This window comes from Actinomadura rifamycini DSM 43936 (assembly GCF_000425065.1).
Taxonomy (GTDB): domain Bacteria; phylum Actinomycetota; class Actinomycetes; order Streptosporangiales; family Streptosporangiaceae; genus Spirillospora; species Spirillospora rifamycini.
Genome location: NZ_AULB01000012.1, coordinates 196,513 through 215,727, shown reverse-complemented (window position 1 = coordinate 215,727; position 19,215 = coordinate 196,513). Strand labels below are relative to the sequence as shown.

General features: G+C 74.7%; 17 protein-coding genes and 1 pseudogene. 7 read left to right on the top strand and 11 right to left on the bottom strand.

The window, feature by feature from the left end:
- Positions 1–26: 26 nt before the first annotated feature.
- Both H505_RS0112630 and H505_RS0112625 read right to left on the bottom strand, forming a co-directional pair.
- Positions 27–1,241 carry a serpin family protein gene (locus H505_RS0112630; protein ID WP_026402284.1) on the bottom strand — a complete coding sequence of 405 codons (1,215 nt, stop codon included), beginning with the start codon at positions 1,239–1,241 and terminating at the stop codon, positions 27–29.
- A gap of 68 nt (positions 1,242–1,309) precedes the next feature.
- Positions 1,310–1,666 carry a DoxX family protein gene (locus tag H505_RS0112625; RefSeq protein WP_051300595.1) on the bottom strand — a complete coding sequence of 119 codons (357 nt, stop codon included), beginning with the start codon at positions 1,664–1,666 and terminating at the stop codon, positions 1,310–1,312.
- A 61-nt stretch (positions 1,667–1,727) separates the two neighbouring features.
- Here H505_RS0112625 and H505_RS0112620 point away from each other — a divergent pair, with 61 nt between their 5' ends.
- Positions 1,728–2,627, top strand: a complete 900-nt coding sequence (locus H505_RS0112620) for a LysR family transcriptional regulator (protein WP_026402282.1) — start codon at positions 1,728–1,730, stop codon at positions 2,625–2,627.
- Here the strand turns inward: H505_RS0112620 and H505_RS0112615 are convergent, their stop codons facing one another.
- The 5 genes from H505_RS0112615 to H505_RS41500 are packed head-to-tail and all read right to left on the bottom strand — an operon-like array spanning position 2,628 to position 6,283.
- Positions 2,628–3,854: a styrene monooxygenase/indole monooxygenase family protein gene (locus H505_RS0112615; protein ID WP_026402281.1), complete on the bottom strand. Its 1,227-nt coding sequence runs from the start codon at positions 3,852–3,854 to the stop codon at positions 2,628–2,630.
- Positions 3,855–3,903: 49 nt separating this feature from the next.
- Positions 3,904–4,521: a GTP-binding protein gene (locus H505_RS0112610; RefSeq protein ID WP_084550162.1), complete on the bottom strand. Its 618-nt coding sequence runs from the start codon at positions 4,519–4,521 to the stop codon at positions 3,904–3,906.
- Positions 4,499–4,840: a DUF742 domain-containing protein gene (locus H505_RS0112605; protein ID WP_026402279.1), complete on the bottom strand. Its 342-nt coding sequence runs from the start codon at positions 4,838–4,840 to the stop codon at positions 4,499–4,501. Before H505_RS0112605 ends, H505_RS0112610 begins: the two co-directional genes overlap by 23 nt.
- 43 nt (positions 4,841–4,883) lie before the next feature.
- On the bottom strand, positions 4,884–5,324 hold the full coding sequence (locus H505_RS0112600) for a roadblock/LC7 domain-containing protein (protein ID WP_026402278.1): 441 nt from the start codon (positions 5,322–5,324) through the stop codon (positions 4,884–4,886).
- A complete protein-coding gene (locus tag H505_RS41500; RefSeq protein ID WP_051300594.1) occupies positions 5,321–6,283 on the bottom strand; it encodes a sensor histidine kinase in 963 nt (320 codons plus the stop codon). Before H505_RS41500 ends, H505_RS0112600 begins: the two co-directional genes overlap by 4 nt.
- Before the next feature lie 509 nt (positions 6,284–6,792).
- Between H505_RS41500 and H505_RS0112590 the strand changes: the two genes are divergently transcribed.
- From H505_RS0112590 to H505_RS0112580, 3 genes are all read left to right on the top strand, one after another.
- Positions 6,793–7,167 carry an ArsR/SmtB family transcription factor gene (locus H505_RS0112590; protein ID WP_026402277.1) on the top strand — a complete coding sequence of 125 codons (375 nt, stop codon included), beginning with the start codon at positions 6,793–6,795 and terminating at the stop codon, positions 7,165–7,167.
- Positions 7,164–7,658: an SRPBCC family protein gene (locus tag H505_RS0112585; RefSeq protein WP_026402276.1), complete on the top strand. Its 495-nt coding sequence runs from the start codon at positions 7,164–7,166 to the stop codon at positions 7,656–7,658. Before H505_RS0112590 ends, H505_RS0112585 begins: the two co-directional genes overlap by 4 nt.
- Before the next feature lie 170 nt (positions 7,659–7,828).
- Positions 7,829–8,290 carry a glyoxalase gene (locus H505_RS0112580; protein WP_026402275.1) on the top strand — a complete coding sequence of 154 codons (462 nt, stop codon included), beginning with the start codon at positions 7,829–7,831 and terminating at the stop codon, positions 8,288–8,290.
- On the opposite strand, the gene H505_RS0112575 is transcribed toward H505_RS0112580, so the two are convergent.
- A complete protein-coding gene (locus H505_RS0112575) occupies positions 8,280–8,945 on the bottom strand; it encodes a MerR family transcriptional regulator (protein ID WP_245592496.1) in 666 nt (221 codons plus the stop codon). The two genes, H505_RS0112580 and H505_RS0112575, sit on opposite strands and share 11 nt — an antisense overlap.
- A gap of 96 nt (positions 8,946–9,041) precedes the next feature.
- Here H505_RS0112575 and H505_RS0112570 point away from each other — a divergent pair, with 96 nt between their 5' ends.
- The 3 genes and pseudogenes from H505_RS0112570 to H505_RS48885 all read left to right on the top strand — a co-directional run.
- Positions 9,042–9,509: a DUF6194 family protein gene (locus H505_RS0112570; protein WP_026402273.1), complete on the top strand. Its 468-nt coding sequence runs from the start codon at positions 9,042–9,044 to the stop codon at positions 9,507–9,509.
- Positions 9,510–9,521: 12 nt separating this feature from the next.
- Complete coding sequence (locus H505_RS0112565; RefSeq protein WP_026402272.1) at positions 9,522–10,280, top strand: MerR family transcriptional regulator; 759 nt, start codon at positions 9,522–9,524, stop codon at positions 10,278–10,280.
- 49 nt (positions 10,281–10,329) lie between these two features.
- Positions 10,330–11,067 (top strand): annotated as a pseudogene (locus H505_RS48885) (SAM-dependent methyltransferase); the annotation flags it as partial.
- On the opposite strand, the gene H505_RS41495 reads toward H505_RS48885, so the two are convergent.
- The 3 genes from H505_RS41495 to H505_RS0112545 all read right to left on the bottom strand — a co-directional run bounded on the left by H505_RS41495 (position 11,004) and on the right by H505_RS0112545 (position 18,824).
- Positions 11,004–16,013, bottom strand: coding sequence for a DNA repair ATPase (locus H505_RS41495; RefSeq protein WP_064743606.1), 5,010 nt, complete (start codon positions 16,011–16,013; stop codon positions 11,004–11,006). The pseudogene H505_RS48885 and the gene H505_RS41495 overlap by 64 nt on opposite strands.
- A gap of 86 nt (positions 16,014–16,099) precedes the next feature.
- A complete protein-coding gene (locus H505_RS0112550; RefSeq protein WP_026402271.1) occupies positions 16,100–18,121 on the bottom strand; it encodes a flotillin family protein in 2,022 nt (673 codons plus the stop codon).
- Between the two features lie 46 nt (positions 18,122–18,167).
- A complete protein-coding gene (locus H505_RS0112545) occupies positions 18,168–18,824 on the bottom strand; it encodes a hypothetical protein (protein ID WP_026402270.1) in 657 nt (218 codons plus the stop codon).
- Positions 18,825–19,215 lie beyond the last annotated feature (391 nt).

Below are 19,215 nucleotides of genomic sequence, written 5' to 3'. Positions count from 1 at the left end.
CGGCCCCCGGCCGCGGCGGCCTCCGGTCACCAGAGTCCGGACGAGGCGTCGTCGGGCCACTCCTCCGGTTCGGCGACCCAGCCCGCGACGAGGACGAGGCCGGTGGGGCGGTGCCGCGCGAGGAAGCCGAACGGGCGGTCGAAACCGGCGGACAGCACCGGGGCCTCGCTCTGCGGCGGCGCGGCCCCGGCCACGGCCGCGAAGGCGGTGACGGCCGCGGCCGTGAACCCCTCCGCGGTGAAGGTCGCGTGGACGTCCTGCGCGCCCTGCCCGACCTTGAGCGGCGCCCGGCTGATCCCGGGGAGGTGGCCGTGCGGATCGTCGCCGGAGACCGTCGCCAGCCCGAACAGGCCGGGGCTGTCCAGCAGGTCGTGCCGGGCGCCGACATCGAACCGGACGGTCGTCGTGTGCAGGGTCGGCGTGGGGTCGTGGGACGGGACGCTCACCAGTTCCACGCCCGGTGCCGTGCGGGCGACGGGTTCGGCGAGCAGCTCGGCGCCGCGCCGCAGCGGGTGCCGGCCGTCGAGGGCGGCCGCCCCGGCTGCGACCACCTCGCCCGCCGGGCGGTCGGGCGCGCCGAGGAGCAGGTGGACGTCGACGTCGTCGACGCCCGCCACGGTGAGGACGGTGAGCGGCCCGCCGGGCGTCTCGGCGAGGGCGAGCGGGTCGAGGTCGGGGCCGCCGCGGTACAGGCCCGCGAGCCCGTTCGGCCGCCCGGCCCAGGGGCCGCCCTGCGGCCGGAGCGGGACGTCCCGGAAGGGGGCGCGCCAGCGGGTGTCGACGCTCAGCGCGGTCGCCAGCACCAGGAGGGTGTCGGGGTCGAGCGCCACGGGCATCCGCCGCAGCCGCCCGCGCGTGTGCCGCTCGACCCAGGCGTCCAGCCGGGGGCGGTCGGCGTCGGGGTCGCCGCTGAGCTCGCCGCGCGCCCCGCCGGGCGCGGCGTCGAGCCACCAGGGGTTCAGCGGCAGCCCCGCCCGGTGCCAGACGCCGAACGCGCCGTCGACGGCGCTGCCGCGCGCGAGGATCTCCAGCAGGTCGCGCGCGTCGCGGTCGGCGCCGGCGGCGTCGCGGCCGACGGCGTCCTGCAGTTCGGCGCGCGCCGGCCCGTCGGCGGCGGCGGCCAGCAGCGCGAGCAGCGGCCAGAGCCCCGCCCCCGACAGCGCGGTCGTCTCTCCGGTGCAGGCGTGCCGCGCCCATCTCGCCGTCAGGTCGTTGGAGGCTCGTACGGCTCCGTCGGCCACGCGCTCGTCTCCCGTCCGCGGCGAAAAAGCCGATGCTAGTGCGCCGCCCGCCGAGTCCTCGACGCGTTCTACGCCTGCGCGACGGCCAGCGCCAGCGACCCGACGGCGAGCGCCAGGTACCCGCCGGGGAACGCGAAGTTGTAGAAGACCCGGGCGCGGACGTGCGCGACGATGGCGCCCACGAAGAACAGAACGAGGCCCGTCGCGGCGGCGATCCCGATGTATGGGACGCCCAGGAGGCCGAGCAACAGTCCGGCGGCCCCGGCCGCCTTGAGCGCTCCCAGCCAGGGCACCCACGACGCAGGGAGGCCCACCTCGGCCGAGTTCCCCATCACGAAACGGGCCTTGGCGAAGTCCGCGGCGGCCATTCCGGCATTGGCCGCGATCGTGGCGACGGTGACGGCGACATAGGAGATGAACAGCATGGTTCCAGGCTGGCGGGGGGCCGTCAGGGGCGTCCAATACACCTGTCCATAACCTGGCGGCATGGACGTCGACACCCGGCTGCTGCGCTACTTCGTCACCGTGGCCGAGGAGGGCAACCTGACCCGCGCGGCGGAACGGCTGTACGTCTCCCAGCCCGCGCTGACCAAGCAGATCAGGCAGCTGGAGGCCCGGCTCGGCGTCCGGCTGTTCACCCGGTCCCGGGCGGGCATGGCGCTCACCGATCCCGGCCGGGCCCTCGCCGACCGCGCACCGGCCCTGCTGGACGGCTGGGACGACGCCTGGCGCGCGACGAAGGCCGCGTCCCGCCGCGCCGCCCGCGTCCTGTACGTCGGGTACCTGGCGAGCGCCGCCAACGAGGCGACCCCGCGCATCATCGCCGAGTTCGTCCGGCGCCGCCCCGGCTGGCGGGTCGAGATGCGGCAGTCGCCCTGGTCGGCGCCCGCCGCGGGCCTCGACGAGGGGACCGTGGACGTCGCCCTCGTGCGGCTCCCGTTCCCCGGGCAGGACGGCTTCCACGTGCGGGTCCTGATCACCGAGCCGCGCCATGTCGTGCTGCCCGCCGCGCACCCGCTCGCCGCCCGCGAGATCGTCGCGTTACGGGAGGTGCGGGACGAGCCGTTCGTCGCGCCCGCGCCGGAGACCGGCGCCTGGCGGGACCACTGGACGGGCGCGGACGAGCGCGACGGCCGCCCGCCGCGCATCGGCACCGTCGTCGAGCAGCCGGACGACTGGCTGAGCGCCATCGCGAACGGCCTCGGCATCGGCCTCGCGCCCGCGTCCGCCACCCGCTTCTACGCGCGTCCGGGCATCGTCTACCGCCCCGTCGCGGACATCGCCCCCAGCCGCGTCGCCGTCGCGTGGCCCCCGGCCGCCGACGGGAACCCCGTGGTGCGGGACTTCGTGGAGTCCTGCCTGGCGGAACTGCCGGACGGGGACTGATCAGGTCACCGACGCGAGGAACTCCTCGGTCTTGACCGGGTCCAGCAGCCAGTTCGAGAAGTCCGCCGGGTTCGCGTAGCCGTGCGCGAACCGGTACGCGACCCGCTCGTTCCGCGACGCCGTCGCGAGGACCTTCTGGACGTGCTCGGGGAGCGGCCCGAGCATCATGTTCGTGTAGGCCGTCGGGTGCCTCGCGTACTCCCAGTAGGCGTCGAACGTCCGCTGCATCCACGCGGGGTCGAACGGGCGGTCGCCCCGCTCCAGGATCGACCGGAAGTAGATCTCGGCGCACCGCACCGCGTTGTTCGAGCCCTGCCCGGTCACCGGGTCGTTCGCGACGACGACGTCCGCCATGCCGAGGACGTGCGCGGTCGGCGACAGCGTCCCGACCGGGTGCCGGACGACCGGCGCGTACCCCCCGTAGAGGGTGCAGCGGGCGTCGGTGGGCTGCGCGTCGACCGTCCGCTCGTACTCCCACGGCACGAACCGCCGCATCATGTCGAGCGTCCGGGCGAGGTGCCCCGCCGGGCCGGGGCGGTCGTCCCACACGTCGAACGGGCCGCCGGGGACCGCCTCCCACAGCAGGATGTCGCAGGCGCCGGTGTGGGTGTAGCCGGGCATGAAGAACAGCTCCCCGACGCCCGGTGTGGCGGTGATCCGGACGTGCGGCTCGGGATGGCCGGGCCACGGGGTCATGCCGTGCAGGTAGATGCACGACAGCTTCCGCTGCGGACGGTCGTAGGGCGAGCGGCTCGCGTCCCGGTCGAACAGCTCCACCAGCTCGCCCTTGCCCGCCGCGACGACCGTCAGGTCGTAGAGGGCGGAGAGCCCCTCCAGGTCGGAGGTCATCACGCTGTGGTAGACGGCGTTCCCGCCGCGCTGCTCGAACAGCTCCAGCCAGCCCGCCATCTTGACCCGCTGGTCGACCGACTGGGCGAAGTCGTCCCAGCGGCCCAGCGTCTGGAGCGCCCGCTCGCCGGGCGGGCCGGCGACGGTGACGCGCTGCGCGACGATCCGCGGCGTCCGGTCCTCCCACAGGTTCAGCCCGTGGTCCCGCTCGATCTGGAGCTGCGGCCAGAAGACGCACTGCGTCGACATGATGCGGCCGGCCCGGATCTCCTCCGGCGTCCGCGCCGACATGACCGTGACCTCGTACCCTTCCGCTTGCAGGCACAGGGCGAGCTGCAGACCGGCCTGTCCCGCGCCGACGATCAGGATCCTTCGCATTGCTTCCTCCCTTTGCCGGGGGCCGGTCTTCAGTTGTGGACGTGCGGGTTCACCTGGCGGCGTGCCCCGCGGTGGCCTGGAGGGTGTGGCCCAGCGCCTCGGTGAGGACCCGGACGACCGAGCCGCGGTCGCGCGCGTCGAACGCCACGAGCGGCACGCCGTCGTCGAGCCGCAGCGCCGCCCGGATCTGCGGGATCCGGTGCGTCTGCACGCCGTCGAACAGGTTCACGGCGACGATGAACGGGACGTCCGAGTCGTTCTCGAAGTAGTTGACGGCGGGGAACGACACGTCCAGCCGCCGGGTGTCGACGAGGACGACCGCCGCGCTCGCCCCGCGGCACAGGTCGTCCCACATGGGCCAGAACCGCGGTTGCCCGGGCGTCCCGAACAGGTACAGCAGCAGGTCGGACGCCAGCGTGACGCGGCCGAAGTCCATCGCGACGGTGGTGGTGGTCTTGCCGTCGCCCGCGCGGACCGGGTCGATGTTCGCCGCGGCCTGCGTCATCCACGCCTCGGTGTTCACCGGCGGGATCTCCGAGATGGCCTCCACCAGCGTCGTCTTGCCGACGCCGAACCCGCCCGCCACGACGATCTTGACGGACGTGCGCGCGATCGTCCGTCCGGGCGGCCGCCGGGACGCCGCGTCAGGCGAGCTCGCGTAGACCATCGATCACTCTCTCCAGGACGTGCGGGTCGTACGGGGAGGTGTCGGCGTCGGCGATCGCGACCCGGTCGCCCGCCGCGAGGTCGGCGAGCAGGACGCGGGTCACCCCGAGCGACACCCCGCAGTGGGCGGACAGTTCGGCGACCGACTCGGTCGCGGCGTGCGCCCGCTGGTACAGGGCCCGCGCCTCGGGCAGCAGCCGCTCCGCGAACGCCGCGTCGTACCGGGTGCCCGAGATGAGCGTGTGCACCAGCAGATGCCGGCGGCCCCGGGTCCGTCCGCCGGTCAGCACGTACGGCCGGACCCACGGATTGGCCGTCATGTCGTCCCTCCTGCCGGGTCGGTCGCGGCGCTCACGGGCGCGGTCACGGCATCGCCTGCTCCGCCATGCGGCGCAGGTCGTCGCGCATCTGCGGGGTGAGGACGCGCCCGGCGCCGTGCACGAACTTGGTCATCTCGTGGGCGACGGCGCCGAGGTTCGCGCCCTCGCCGACCAGCACGGCCAGCCCCGCGAGCCGCCCGATGCTCATGAACAGCAGGTGGCCGGTGCCGAACTTCAGCATGATCTGGTCGCAGCCGCCCGCGCCGACGTGCCCCGCGATGTTGTTGCCGAGGCTGATCATCCCGCTGGTCAGCGCGGCCATCGGGTCGACGAACTCCGACGGGTGCGAGCCCGACTCGACGAGCGCGAGGCCGTCCGACGACACGATCAGCGCGAACGTCACGCCCGGTGTCGCGGACGCGAACTGCCTGAGCAGCCACCCGAAGTCCTGCGGGCCGGTCGGGCCGGTGGAGGCGATGCTCATTGCCGTCCTTCCTGCTGCTCGTCGGCGGGGCGGCGCGCGCCCGCGGTGAAGGCGTCCAGGTCCGCGGCGAACGACCCGGAGCCGGTGTCGGCGGGTTCCGCGGGCTCGGCGGGGGCGGCGGGCTCGGCGACGGGGCGCAGGCTGGTGCGCTGCCGGCGCGGCAGCCCGCCGAGGTCGGCGTCGCTCGCGATGTTCAGCGCGGGCGCGGGCGCGGGCGCGGGCCGCGCCGGGCGCTCGGCGCGGCGCGCCATGGTCAGGGTCCCGGCCGCCGGGGGCGCGTCGCCCGCGCGGGGCTCGGCCGCGGGGATCTCGCAGAGCAGCTGCGGCGGGACCGTCACCATGGCGATCGTCCCGCCGGCGCGGGCCGCGAACCGGACGGTGACGCCGTGCCTGCGGGCCAGCCGGTGCACCACCGGGAACCCGGTCTGCCGCGCCGTCTCCCGCGTCATCGGCGGCACCGGACCCGCCAGCGCGGCGTTCAGCCCGTCGAGCTGCTCGGCCGGCATGCCGATGCCCGAGTCCTCGATGCGGAGCATCACGCCGCCGTCGTCCAGCAGGTGCGCGCTCACGGTCACCTGCGCGGGGGAGAACCGCGTCGCGTTGTCCAGGAGCGCCGCGATGAGGGACGCCGCGTCATCGACGGCGTGCGCGGGCACCGCGAGGTCCACCACGCGCCGGACCGACACCTGCCGGTACCCCTCGATGGACGACGCGGCCATGCGCACGACGTCCAGCAGGGACGTGTCGGCGCCGGAGACGTCCGCGTCGCCGCGGTCCGCGAGCACCCGCAGGTCGCGGGCGACCCGCCGCATCCGGGTGACGCCGTGGTCGATCTCGTACAGGGCCTCCAGCCGGTCGGGGTCCTCCTCCCGGCTTTCGAGCATGTCCATCGCGGGACGCATCTTCTCCGCGAGCACGAGGAACTGCATGCAGAAGCGCTCGCACAGCTCGGCCCACACGTCCGCGTCGCCGCGGCGGGCCTCCGGCGCGGCACCCTCGGCGGGGACGGGCGCCGCGGGCGGTGCCGCGGGTCGCGGTGCGGGCGGGGGAGCGGCGGGGGCAGGGGGAGGGGCGGGCGGCCGCGCCGCCGCTCCTCCGCGCCTCCACCACCTCACCGGCGGGCTTCGGGGGTCGTCGCCGGCACGGTCGCGCAGCGGGGGACCCGGCGTCGCGTCACAGTCGCCTTCTCCAGTCGGGCATCGGGGTACAGGCACATGCGGCGGCCGTTCCGCGCGCCACGCCGGGCCGCGCCACGTCGCCGTCCGCTAAGAGGGCATCGGTAAGGGTTCCACAGGTACCGGCGGTGATCAATGCATAGCGGGGAGTTGATAACTAATGCACCAAGAAGGGAGATATGCGCTATTTGGTGGCAATTGCCCGGTCTTCATGGCGGCGGCCGGCCGCCCGCCGGCGGCGCGGCGGTTCCGCCGCACTGGACAAACGCGTAACACGATGGTTACGTATACCCATGGACGTCTTCGATGCGGTGGCCGACCCCGTGCGTCGGCGCATCGTGGTGCTGCTCGGCGACGGGCCGCGGACGGCGGGCGCGCTGGCCGCCGCGTTCCCCGACATCAGCCGCCCCGCGGTGAGCCGCCACCTGCGGGTGCTGCGCGAGGCGGGCCTGATCACGGCCGAGCTCGTCGGCCGCGAGCGCCACTACCGCGCCGAGCACGGCCCGCTGAGCGAGATCGACGCGTGGCTGGACGCCGTCCGCGGCCAGGTCTGGGAGCGGCGGCTCGACGCGCTGGAGACCGAGGTCCACCGGGCGCGGCGCGACCGCCGCGCCCGGCCGCCGGCGGGCGGAGCGCCCGCGGAGGAACCGAAGAGGAGCACAGGATGAGTCCCACGCCCACCGGACGCCTCGTCGCCGCGGCGACCGGCACCGACCTGGAGATGGTCCGCACGTTCAAGGCGCCGATCGAGGACGTCTGGGCGAGCATCACCGAGCCCGACCGGACGGCCCGCTGGTTCGCGCACTGGCGCGGCGAGGGCCGTCCGGGCGCGACCGTCCGGATCACGCTCGTCCACGAGGAGGGCGGCCCGGAGAGCGACCTGACGATCATCGCGTGCGAGCCGCCGCACCGGCTGGAGGTCGAGGCCGTCGACGAGTACGGCCGCTGGCACCTGGAGGCCCGGCTCGCCGAGGACGGCGGGGTGACGACGCTGACGTTCCTGCACCATCTCGACCCGGACACGGAGGTGGCGTCGACCGGCCCCGGCTGGGAGTACTACCTCGACTTCCTGGCCGCCTCCGTCGCCGGGACGCCCGCGCCGTCCTTCGACGACTACTACCCGGCCCACCGCGCGTACTACGAGGGCCTGACCGCCTGACGGGCGTCAGAGGGGCGTCGCGGTAGGAGGCGACGGTGCGGTCGAACTGCGCCTTGGGCAGCTTCATGGCGATGGTGCGGCCGCCGCCGAAGGTCGGGCTCATGGGGGCGCCGGGGCGGTCCGCAACGCGTTTGACCTTCTCGCTACGTCAACTTCTAGCGTTCGGCGGCATGAGCACTCCAGAGATCGACCGCACCATCTACCCCATGCCGATGTTCGCGACGTTCCAGGTCGCGGACCTGGCCGCCGCTGAGGCGTTCTACAACGCGGCGGGCTTCGTCTCCTTGGCGACCGTTCCCGGGCCGGACGGCGGTCCGGCGGTGATCCACCTGCGGCGGATGAAGTACCAGGACATCCTGATCGTGCCGGGCGAGCCGCGGCCGGGCAGCGCCACCGTCAGCTTCCAGGCGGGCGGGCAGGACCTCGCGGAACTCGCGGCCGCGCTGCGGGCGGCGCTGCCGGACGGCGCGCGCGTCGAGGGGCCCGCCGACACCCCGTGGTTCACGTCCGATCTGACGATCGACGACCCCGACGGGAACCGGATCGTCCTCACCGCGCAGCGCGAGGCCGAGCGGGAAGCCGCCCTCGCATGGACGAAGGAGTTCGAGGGCGACTACATCGTCACGGAGTGAGGAGCGCGGCGAGCGCGGCGGCGGCGCGGAGGAGGGCGGCCGAGCGGGCGTCGATGCTCGCGTCCCGGTCGGCGAGCGCGGCCATCACCTCGTCCCACCGCCGCGCCCGCCGCAGCTCCGGCATCAGCGCGCGCAGCGCGGCGATCCGGTACCCGGCCGAGCGGAGCTGGTGGACGATCCGTGCGGCGCGGACGTCGCCGGGCGCGTACCGGCGGGCGGCGCCGGGCGTCCGGCGGGGCACGACGAGCCCCTCGGCGTCCCAGTGCCGCAGCGTCGAGGGGCGCACGCCGAGCGCGTCCGCGAGTTCGGAGACGCCCATCGCGTCGGACGGCCGGACGTCCGCGACGGGTTCGGCCACGATCGCCTCGGCGGCCGCCCTGGCCTCGGCGACCTGGAGGCGCTCGGTGTGGAGGCGGGCGTGGGCGGCGTCGAGCAGGGCGAGCAGGTCCGCGGGGGACGCGTGCGCGGCGCGCATGATCCGCTTGGCCTCGACGGGCCCGGTGCCCGCCGCGAGCGCCCGGTAGGCCAGCGCGGAGCGCACGTGGACCTCGCCGTAGACCCGGTAACCCGACGGGGTGCGCGCGGCCGGCGGCAGCACCCCGTCCCGCTCCAGGTTGCGCACCTGCTGGACGGAGTACCCGGCGCGCCGCGCCACGTCGGCCGTACGCAGCGAGTTGCGACTTTCCGTCGCTCCACCTGGGTGTTCACGCCTCGAAGTCTCCACAACCACATGAATGTAACGCTGGAAGGCATGAGCATCGACGAGATCATCGCATTCCTCGAAGGGATGGAGGGCGTGCTGGCCGTCAAGCCCGGTCCGGGCGACGGGACGCCCGAGATCGCGTGGGGCGACGCGTTCTTCTACTACTCGCCCGAGGGGGCCGTCCCGGCGGCGGCGCAGCCGTTCGCGACGATCGTGACCAAGGACTACCCGGAGGACGAGGCGTCGCGGCTGAACCGTCCCGGCGCGTTCCGGGTGAACATCGCCGCCGGGAGGGACGCGTTCGTGCGGTGGACGGGCCGGGCGCCGCGCGACCCGGGCACCGGCGGCCCCGACCCGGGCACGGCGGACGCCGTGCTCGCGCACCCCGTCTACGGCGAACTCGGCTGGCTCGCCGTGGTCGAGCCCGGCGCGCGGACGGACGCCGCGGTGCGGGAGCTGCTCGGCACGGCCCACGGGCTGGCGCGGGAGCGTTACCGGCGGCGCGCGTCCACGTGACATCGTTGCACCGTGGAGTGGACGATTCAGCAGGTCGCGGCCAAGGCCGGCGTCACCAGCCGGACGCTGCGCCACTACGACGAGATCGGGCTGCTGCGCCCGTCGCGGGTGGGGGAGAACGGCTACCGGTACTACGACGCGGACGCGCTCGTCCGGCTCCAGGCCGTCCTGCTGCTGCGCGACCTCGGCCTCGGCCTGCCGGTGATCGCGGACGTGCTGGACCGGCGGGCCGACGAGGAGGCCGCGCTCCGCGAGCACATCGGGCTGCTGGAAGGGGAGCGGGCCCGGCTGGAGCGGCGGATCGCGGCGGTCCGGCACACCCTCGACGCGCGGGCCGCCGGGCGCGACCCGTCGATGGAGACGATGCTCGACGGGTTCAACGACCCGTACCGGGACGAGGTCGTCGCGCGGTGGGGCGAGCGGGCGTTCCGGGAGAGCAACGAGTGGTGGCACGGGAAGACGCTGCAAGAGCAGGTCGCGTGGAAGCGCGACACCGACGCGCTGGTCGCGGCGTGGGTCGAGGCGTGGCGGGACGGCGCGGACCCGGCGTCCGCGCGGGCGCAGCGGATCGCGGCCCGGCACGTCGACTGGCTGCGCGCGATCCCCGGGACGCCGACGGCCGACGGGGACCGCGAGCGCGCCGCCGCGATGGTGCGCTGCGTCGGCGACACCTACGTCGAGACCCCGGAGTTCGCCGCGACGTACGGGGGAGCGGAGGGCGCCGCGTTCGTCCGGGACGCGCTCCACGCGTACGTCCGTGCTTCCATGTGAGCGACGTTTCCACACGGGTGGCGCCGCCACGCGAAGAGCGGGAAGGAGCATGCGGACCATGGGCTCGCACCCCGGAGTCGACACCACCGTGCCGCACTCGGCGCGGATCTGGAACTACCTCCTCGGCGGGAAGGACAACTACCCCGTCGACCGGGAGGCGGGCGACCGGATCTTCACGACCTTCCCCGGCATGGTCGACATGGCCCGGCACTCGCGGTACATGCTGACGCGGGTGGTGCGGCACCTCGCCGGGGAGGCGGGGATACGGCAGTTCCTCGACATCGGCACCGGGCTGCCCTGCATGGACAACACCCACGAGGTCGCGCAGCGGCTCGCGCCCGCGTCCCGGATCGTCTACGTCGACAACGACCCGCTGGTGCTCGTCCACGCGCAGGCGCTGCTGAAGAGCAGCCCGGAGGGCGCCACCGACTACATCGAGGCGGACGTCCGCGACCCCGGAGCCATCCTGGACGAGGCCGCCCGGACGCTCGACTTCGACCGGCCGGTCGCCCTCCTGCTGATGGGCATCCTGGGACTGATCGAGGACTACGGCGAGGCGCGCTCGATCGTCCGGCGGCTGACGGCGGCGCTGCCGTCCGGCAGCTACCTGGCCGCCTACGACGGCAGCACCGCCGACCCCGCCTACGTCGCGTCGCTGGAGCGGCACAACGGCCGCAGCGGCGGCGTCCCCTACACGCCGCGGAGCACCGAGCGGATCGCGGGCTACTTCGAGGGACTGGAGTTGCTGGAACCGGGCGTGGTGCCGGTGACGCGGTGGCGTCCCGAGCCCGGTCCGTGGCCGGAGCCGCCGCCGGTGTCCTGCGCCGGGGGAGTGGCGAGGAAGCCGTAGCCGTCCGGACGGTCCGGCCGCAGGGCCCTGACCTGGTCGGCGAGGTGCAGGAGGGCGCCGACGGTCGGGTCCTCGGCGTCGAGGGTGCGGGACCGCCGGTACGCCTCCTTGACCTCGGCCCAGCGCGCGGCCTCCGCGGGTGTCAGGGTGCCGCGCAGCTCGGCGAGCTTCAGCAGGTTCGCCTCCGCGCCGGACGTGAGGGTCTGCGCCTCGCCGCGGTAGTGGTCGTCGATCACCGCGTCGAGTTCGGCGTCGTTCATCACCGGGACGATGCGTTCGGCGAGCTTGTTCATGTCGCGGTACGAGCCCTGGAGGCGGAACGGGGGCTCGGTGCGGGACGCGTCGTCCTGCGCGGCGGAGGCGATGTACGCGCGGTTCACCGCCAGGACGACGCGCTGCGCGGCCGCCAGCAGCCGCAGGACGGCGAGGATCCGGTCGAGCTCGGCCTGCGGGTACGGGTGCGACAGCCGGTCGGGGCGCACCGACGGGTCGCCGGACGCGAGGCGGAGCAGCAGGGCGACGTCGGCGCGGTCCCGCGCGGTGAGCGGCGCCAGGACGGGGTTCGAGGTGAGCGCGTTCTCGATGTAGCTGAGCGCGAACAGCTCGTCCTTGCCGGACAGGACGTCGCCGAGGTTCCAGACGTCGGCGCGGTTCGCCAGCATGTCGGGGATGCGGAACCGGGTGCCCGACTCGGTGTACGGGTTCCCGGCCATGCAGATCGCGAACCGCTTCCCGCGCAGGTCGTGGCCCTCGACGCGGCGCTGGGCGTCGCAGAGCGGGATGAACTTCTGCAGGAACTCGGGCGACGTGTGCTGGACGTCGTCCAGGTAGAGCAGCGTGTTGTCGCCCATGCCGAGCGCGAAGTGGATCTTCTCGAGCTCGCGGCGGGCGGTGGCGTCCGGCGCCGCGTCCGGGTCGAGGGACGTGACGCGGTGGCCCAGCGCCGGACCGTCGATCTTGACGAGGGCGAGGCCGAGGCGGTCGGCGACGTACTCCATGAGGGTCGTCTTGCCGTAGCCGGGCGGGGAGATCAGCAGGAGGAGGCCCATCCGGTCGGTGCGGTCGGCGTCCCCGGCGGCGCCGAGCTGCTTGGCGAGGTTGTCGCCGATGAGCGGCAGGTACACCTCGTCGACGAGGCCGTTGCGGACGAACGAGCTCATCGCGCGCGGCCGCAGCCCGGCGACGCCGAGCCGGTCCGCCTCGGCGGCGAGCAGCGCGTCGCGCCGCTCGCGGTGCTCGCGGAACGCCGGGACGCGGTGGGCGCGGAACCGGTGCGCGCGGGCGAGGATCTCGTCGAGGCGCAGGTCGAGGCGGCGGTCGGCGATCCGCGGATGGGTGCCGAGGAGGTCCTCGACGGTGGCGGTGAGCGCGGCGGCGGAGTCGTAGCCGGGGACGTCGGACAGCAGCGCCGCGACGGCCTCCGGGAGGTCGGGGTCGTCGCCGGGGACCGACGCGCCGAGCCACGTCGCGGCGAGCTGCACGCGGGCGCGCAGGTCGGCGACGGCGGCCAGGTCGGCGTCGAGGCCGGCGCGGTGCGGGCCGAGGCCCGCCAGCAGCTCGCGCGCGCCCGGGGCGGTGACGAAGCCGTCCGGTGCGGTCGCCAGCTCCTCGACCAGGTACTCGGCGGCGAGCGGGTCGGCGGGCAGCCCGATCCGGTCGGTGAACTCCGCGACGGCCGGCGCCAGCTCCGCCACGAGCCCGGAGACGGTGTCGTGCCCGAACGCGTCCCGCGCGCGGACGAGCGAGCGGGCGCGGGTCGCCCAGCCGGACGCGTCCGGGGTGTGCGCCCAGAACAGGCGGGCGTTCGCGCGGGCGCGGGACGGGTAGCGCAGCAGGCCCGCGCCGTCGTGCAGGCGCAGCAGCGCGCCGAGGATCGCGGCGGCATCGTGGTCGTGGACGCCGCGCTCGTAGCCCTCGCCGTACCGGTCGGCGGCGGCCGCCCGGACGAGGTCGAGCAACCCCCCGGACGCGGCGGCCGCCCGCAGCTCGGCGGCCCCGGTCTCGGCGAGGAGGGACGTCGCCAGGTACTCCGCCCGGTACATGTCGGGCGCTTCGGAGACGAGCGTCTGCCCCCGCAGCTCGGGGTCGGCGAGCAGCGGGTCGTCCACCGGGCGCCGGTACCCGGTCCCGGTGATCGCGAACGCGAGGCCGCCGCCGTGCGGGACGAGCGTCAGCTCGATGGGCCGCGTGTTGACGGCGAACCGGTGGCGGCCCAGCCGGATCGTGTCGCCGTCGTACAGGTCGAGCCGGTCGCGCAGGGCCCGCCCGGCCTCCTGCCGGGACGACGCGATGCGCCCCTCCAGCTCCTCCGCGCGGACCGCGTCGTCCAGGTTGCGCAACTCGTCCACGATCGCGCGGAGGCGCGCGACCATGGCGTCGGTGGCGAAGTACGCGTTGACCTCGTCCGGCGACGGCAGCGCGGCGGCGCGGCGGCGGACCCCGGCGAGGATCCGGTCGGCGGACGCCACGAGCCGCTCCGTGCGGCGGGCGCGCTCGTCCAGCAGCGTCTGCCGCCGCGACGAGAACGCCTCGCCGATCTCGGTCCGCTTCGCCTCCAGCTCGGCCAGGAAGTCGTCGAGGTCGGCGAACCGGGCCTGCAGCGTCTCCAGCCGCAGGATCAGCCGGCCGAGCCGGTCGTCGCACGCCTCGGGGGTCGTCGCGGCGGACAGGGCGCCCGCGACGGTCTGGTCGAGCAGCGCGAGCTCGGCGGCGAACGCGGCGCGGCCCTCGCGGGCCAGCAGGTCGCGGCGGCGGCCGTCCAGGACGGCGCGGGCCCGGTTCAGCCCGCCGAGGACCTCGCCGACCCGCTCCAGGATCGCGGTGCGAGCGGTGGCGTCGGCGGCGTCGAGGTCGCCGACCACCTCCGTGACGACGTCGAGTCCCTCGTGCTGCGCGGCGAGGAGGTCGGCGAGGGGCTCGGCCTCGGCCGCGGTCGCGATGCCCGCGGCGGCCTCCGCGATCCGCTCCACCTCGGCGTGGTAGCCGGTGAACGCGTCCGCGTCCCGGAGGAACGCGACGGCGCCGTGCCCGGTCTCCCGCAGCCCGCCGGACGCCGCGTCCGCCAGCTCGTCGATCCGCGCCGCGTCGGCGTACCGCAGCTCGCGCAGCGACTCCAGGCGGCCCTGCACGCGGCGCAGCTCGGCCAGCCGCGCCACCCAGCCGTCCGCCGTCGCGGGCGGCTCGGCCGCCACGCGGCGCAGCAGCGCCCGCACCCGCTCGTCCGCCTCGGCGACGGCGGCGTCGGCCTCGGCGGTCAGCGCCCGCACGTTCGCGTACTCGTCCAGCACCTGGACGGCCGCCGCGCGGACGTCCGCGAGCGGCCCGTCGAGCCCGCCCAGGTCCGGGTCGGCGAGCCAGTGGTGCAGGTCGGCGGTGCGGGTGCAGGCCGCGATGAGCGCCTCGAACACCGCCGCGGACGGCGACATCTCGCCCACCATCCGCACCACCGCCAGGCACTCCGAGACGCCCCGCACCAGGTCGGCGTTCCCGACGCGCTCCAGCGGGCCCGTCCCGACCGGCTGCGCCGCGGCGTGGTCGTCCGACACCAGCGGCGTCCGCCACACCTGCACCGGGTGGACGCGCGCCGGGTCGCCGGACGACGCCCGCAGCACCACCAGCGTCCCGTCGTCGAACAGCGCGTACCCGCGGCAGTCGATCGGCGTCGCCACCTCCTTGCGGATCACGTTGTACGGGAGCAGCAGCGTGCGCCCGTCGGCGCGCGAGCAGAACGCGTAGACGACGTCCTCGCCGTTCGGGGACGCGATCGTCCGCTCGTACTCCAGGCCGGTCACGTCGGTGTCGAACGTCTTGGCGGCGCCGGTGTCGAGGAGGAAGCCGCCCGGGAACACGACGCCGTCGTCGCCGGGGAGCCGCCGGCACGCGCCCGCCAGGCCGTCCAGCCGGACGGCGTCGTGCGTGCGGGTGTTGAACACCAGGTGCCGCCACGCCGTCTCGTTGTACGGCCGGACCCGCAGCAGGATCAGCGCGCCGACCCGCGCGTGCCGGACGTCCGCGTCCGCGAGGCTCTGCAGCGGCTCGTCCACGGGCTCGGCGAACACCTCGGTGCCGTCGGGCGTCGCGACGGTGAGGGAGCCGCCGACCGTCGACACGTGCAGGGCGTCCCGGACCGCGATGTGCGGGCGCCGCCCCGGCACGTGGTCGTCGCGGGTCGCCTCCGTCCACTCGACCGGCTTCGACGGGTCGTGCGCGGGCGGGGACCGGTCGGCGCGCTCGCCGTGGTTGTCCTCGTAGGCGACGGCGCCGTCCGGCGCGACCCGCCAGCGCAGGACGCGCAGGTCGGACAGCCGCGGGCCGGTCTGGAACGCCGCGAGGAGGCGGCCGTCCAGCAGGCGGAGCCGCAGCAGCCGCGCCTGCCGGTAGTAGCGGTACATGTCGGCGAAGTCGCGGCGGAAGCGCGGATCGTCCAGCAGGCCCGGGACGGTCCCCGACTCGGCGAACGCCGGCCCGGCGTCGCCGTCGCCGCCCGGCACGAGCGTGTGGAGGGAGAAGACGTCCTCGGGCGCGGTCTCGGACGTCGCGCCGGGGGCGGGGGCGCCGCCGAGCAGCAGCGTCCCGCCGACCGCGACGACGTCGCGCGGCACCCGGGCGGCGGGCGTGCGGACCCGCTCGGTGCCCGCGAGCCGCAGGCCGCCCCCGCCGAACACCTCCAGCCGCCGCGCGTTCAGCGCCTCCGCGCGCCGCGCCAGCTCGCCCGCGTGCTCGGCGAGCCGGGCGCGCAGCACCTCGTACGTCCCGTGGTCGATCGCCGTGCCGCCGGTCGCGGCGTCGTTCGCCGTCCCGTCGTTCGCGGTGCCGTCGTTCGCGGCGTCGTTCGCGGTGCCGGCCGCAGCGGTCCCGGTGGTCCCGCCGGTTTCCTCGCTCACGCGTCCCCTTCCCCTCGTCGTGTGCGGCGGGCCCGCCCCGGGCCCCTGTGCCGGGGCGGGCCCGCCGCGCCGTCAAGCCGTACCGGTCAGGCGCCGACCGTCAGGTCGCTCCCGTTCGGGCTCGCCAGCGGCGCGTCGGCGACGCCGAGCCGCTGCGCGGCGTCGAGCAGGTCCGACAGCCCGGCGGCCTGCGGGCCGCCCGCCGCGATCAGCCGCATGAGCAGCGCGGACAGGGTCACGTCGCGGACGCCGTCCGCGCCGAGCGACCCGAGGACCCGCGCGAGGTCGTCGACCGGGCTGCCCGTCCCGTCGAGCCACGGGCCCGCGACCGACCGCGCGACCTCGGAGTTCTCCACGAAGCCGTCCACGCTCTTGCCCAGCGCGATCGACCCGACGACCCGGTCGAAGAACGCGGTCTCGCCGCCGACGATGCTGATGTCGGCGCCCTCCAGCCCGGTCGCGAGCACCGCGGCCTGCGCCTCGGCGACCTGCCGCTGCACGTCGAGGCCCGCGAGCCGGATCTCCTTCTCCGTCTCCAGCCGCAGCCGGTACTCCTCGTGCTTGCGGGTGACGTCGTCCAGTGCGGCCATCGCCCCGGCCTTCTCGGTGAGGCCCTCCGCCTCCGCCTTGAGACTCTCGCGGATCCGCTCCGCCTCGACCGCCGCGCGCTCGCGGGCGACGACCGCCTCGGCGCGCCCGGCCTTCTCGATGACGTCCGCGTCGGCGTCGCGGACCTCGACCTCGGCGAGCCCCGCCGCCGCGGCCTCCGCGCGCACCCCCTCGGCCAGCCGGATCTTCGCCCGCGCGTCCAGCTCGGCGGTCTGCTGCCGCGTCTCGGCCAGCACCAGCTCCTCGCGGGCCCGGTGCTGCGCGGCCGCCTCCGCCGCCTCGGCCGCCTTGATGTCCTTGACCAGGTTCTCCTGCGCCTCGGCCTCCGCCCGGATGACGGTCGCCTGCCGCGCCCGCTCGGCCTCCTCGACCGCGCGCAGCCGCTTGATCTCCTCCTCCTGCTCGGCGACGGTCCGCTCCACCGCGATCCGCTCCCGGACCACGTTCGCGATCTCCCGCTTCTCGCCCTCGACCTCCTTGTCGGCGGCGATGCGGGTCAGCTCGGTCTCGCGCTCGCGGGCGATGACCTCCAGCAGGCGGTCCTTCTCGATCCGCTCGCTCTCGATCGCGAGCACCCGCTCCTTGTTCTTCGCGGCGACCGCGACCTCCCGGTCCCGGTTCTCGTGCTGCACGCCGAGCTGCTCGTCCGTCCGGATGTGCGCGGTCTGCGCCCGCAGCCGCTCCTCGGCCTTGACCCGCTCGATCTCGGCCTGCTCGCGCGCCCGGACCGTCTCGATCTCGCGCTCCTGCCGCAGCTCGGCGTCCGTCCGGCGGCGCTCCAGCTCCAGGATCGCCTCGCGCGCCTCCACGTTCTGGCGCGTGATCTCCTTCTCCTCGTTGCGGGCGTGCTCGTTCGTGCGGACGTGCTCGATCGCCGTCAGCTCGGTGATCTTGCGGATGCCCTGGGCGTCCAGGATGTTCGACTTGTCGAGCGACAGCAGCGGCGTCTGCTCCAGGTAGTCGATGGCGGCGTCCTCGAGGCTGTAGCCGTTCAGGTCGGTGCCGATCACCTGGATGATGTGGTCGCGGAACTCGTTGCGGCGGACGTAGAGGTCGGCGAAGTCGAGGTGCTTGCCAACGGTCTTCAGCGCTTCGGAGAACTTCGCCGCGAACAGCTCCTGCAGCGTCTCCTGGCTGCTCGCCCGCTCCGTCCCGATCGCCTGCGCGACCTTGATGACGTCCTCGACCGTCTTGTTCACGCGGACGAAGAACGTGATGCGGATGTCCGCGCGGATGTTGTCCTTGCAGATCAGGCCGTCCCGCCCGGTCCGTTCGATCTCGATGGTCTTCACCGAGATGTCCATGAGTTCGGCTTTGTGCAGGACCGGCAGGACGACCGCGCCGGTGAACGTGACGTCCACCTTGCGCAGCTTGGAAATGATCAGTGCCCGGCCCTGGTCGACCTTGCGGAACAGCCGGGTGACCAGGAACAGCATGGCGAGCGCGATGAGCAGGACGAGCGCGATGAGCACGCCCGCCCCGACGGTGATGGCATCCATCAGTGATCCCTCTCGGGTGGGGGGAAAAGTGGGTGCGGGGGGATGGTCAAAGAGCGGGAGGATCGAGCAGGGAATCGTGCGGCATGACCCAGAAGAAGTGTCCGGCCGCGTCGTAGTCGAAGATGAGCGCGGTGCTCCCCGCGGTGAGCGCGGTGCCCTCGGCGGCCCCCGCCACGGGCACGTCCGCCGCGGGCCGCCGCACCTGGACGAGCGCGGTGGACCCGTCGGGCGCCGTCACCTCCGCCTGCCCGAAGTCCGGGCCCACGCGTCCCGTCCGGATGACGCACGGCAGGCCGACGAACTCGCGCAGCGACGTCCCGGGGGCGTCGCGGAACACGCGGCGCAGCGGCAGGACGGCCGCGCGCGCGGCGGCCCAGCCGACCGCGGCCGCCGCGGGCACCAGCAGCACCCGCAGGGCCGCGGCCTCGGACGCCGCCGCCCCGGCCAGGCTCGCGAACCAGGTGAAGGCGATCAGCAGGGACAGCGCCACGGTGACCGGGACGCCGCCGAGGCCCGCCGCCGCGAGCAGCCCGCCGGCGGCGCCGTCCGCGCCGTCCGCGCCGCCGTCGGCGTCGCCGCCGTCGAGGAGGTCGACGCCCGGGCCGCCGACGAGCACGAGCACCCAGTATCCGGCGACGACGAGCAGCGCGAAGCTGAACAGAGCCGTCGGGAAACCGAGCGCGACATCAAAGAATTCGCCCATGAGAAAGCACGCTTCCGCCTCGGGACATAGGTGGACCGTCGGAGCGCCCGAATGGACGTCCGGTCAGGTGGACACGAATGCGGGGTGAGCGGGCTCAGCTATCCGGGAACGCGGTCGCGAGCGCGGAGACCCGCAGACCGAAGGAACCCGCCGGCGTGATGGCGGCATACAAGAGAAAGTGCCGGGTCATACCTCTCCAGGTCGCAAGACAGCTCTTCCGTCTCGCCGACCAGACTTCCCGGCACACCGATAGTTAGGTTAGCGCACTACTTACCGAATGGCAATATTTCAATAAATTTCGTCACGCGGTGTGTCGGGATGCTCGCGTTCCGTCGACAAGACTTTCAGTCAACTTTGAGGTTCGTTGGACCTCGTCCTCAGGTCCGCGGCG

Bases quoted from the DNA above. Each gene is read 5' to 3' on its own strand.
- H505_RS0112625 (WP_051300595.1), bottom strand. From the start codon at position 1,666: ATGCTGTTCATCTCCTATGTCGCCGTCACCGTCGCCACGATCGCGGCC.
- H505_RS0112620 (WP_026402282.1), top strand. From the start codon at position 1,728: ATGGACGTCGACACCCGGCTGCTGCGCTACTTCGTCACCGTGGCCGAG.
- H505_RS0112615 (WP_026402281.1), bottom strand. From the start codon at position 3,854: ATGCGAAGGATCCTGATCGTCGGCGCGGGACAGGCCGGTCTGCAGCTC.
- H505_RS0112610 (WP_084550162.1), bottom strand. From the start codon at position 4,521: ATGGTCTACGCGAGCTCGCCTGACGCGGCGTCCCGGCGGCCGCCCGGA.
- H505_RS0112605 (WP_026402279.1), bottom strand. From the start codon at position 4,840: ATGACGGCCAATCCGTGGGTCCGGCCGTACGTGCTGACCGGCGGACGG.
- H505_RS0112600 (WP_026402278.1), bottom strand. From the start codon at position 5,324: ATGAGCATCGCCTCCACCGGCCCGACCGGCCCGCAGGACTTCGGGTGG.
- H505_RS0112590 (WP_026402277.1), top strand. From the start codon at position 6,793: ATGGACGTCTTCGATGCGGTGGCCGACCCCGTGCGTCGGCGCATCGTG.
- H505_RS0112585 (WP_026402276.1), top strand. From the start codon at position 7,164: ATGAGTCCCACGCCCACCGGACGCCTCGTCGCCGCGGCGACCGGCACC.
- H505_RS0112580 (WP_026402275.1), top strand. From the start codon at position 7,829: ATGAGCACTCCAGAGATCGACCGCACCATCTACCCCATGCCGATGTTC.
- H505_RS0112570 (WP_026402273.1), top strand. From the start codon at position 9,042: ATGAGCATCGACGAGATCATCGCATTCCTCGAAGGGATGGAGGGCGTG.
- H505_RS0112550 (WP_026402271.1), bottom strand. From the start codon at position 18,121: ATGGATGCCATCACCGTCGGGGCGGGCGTGCTCATCGCGCTCGTCCTG.
- H505_RS0112545 (WP_026402270.1), bottom strand. From the start codon at position 18,824: ATGGGCGAATTCTTTGATGTCGCGCTCGGTTTCCCGACGGCTCTGTTC.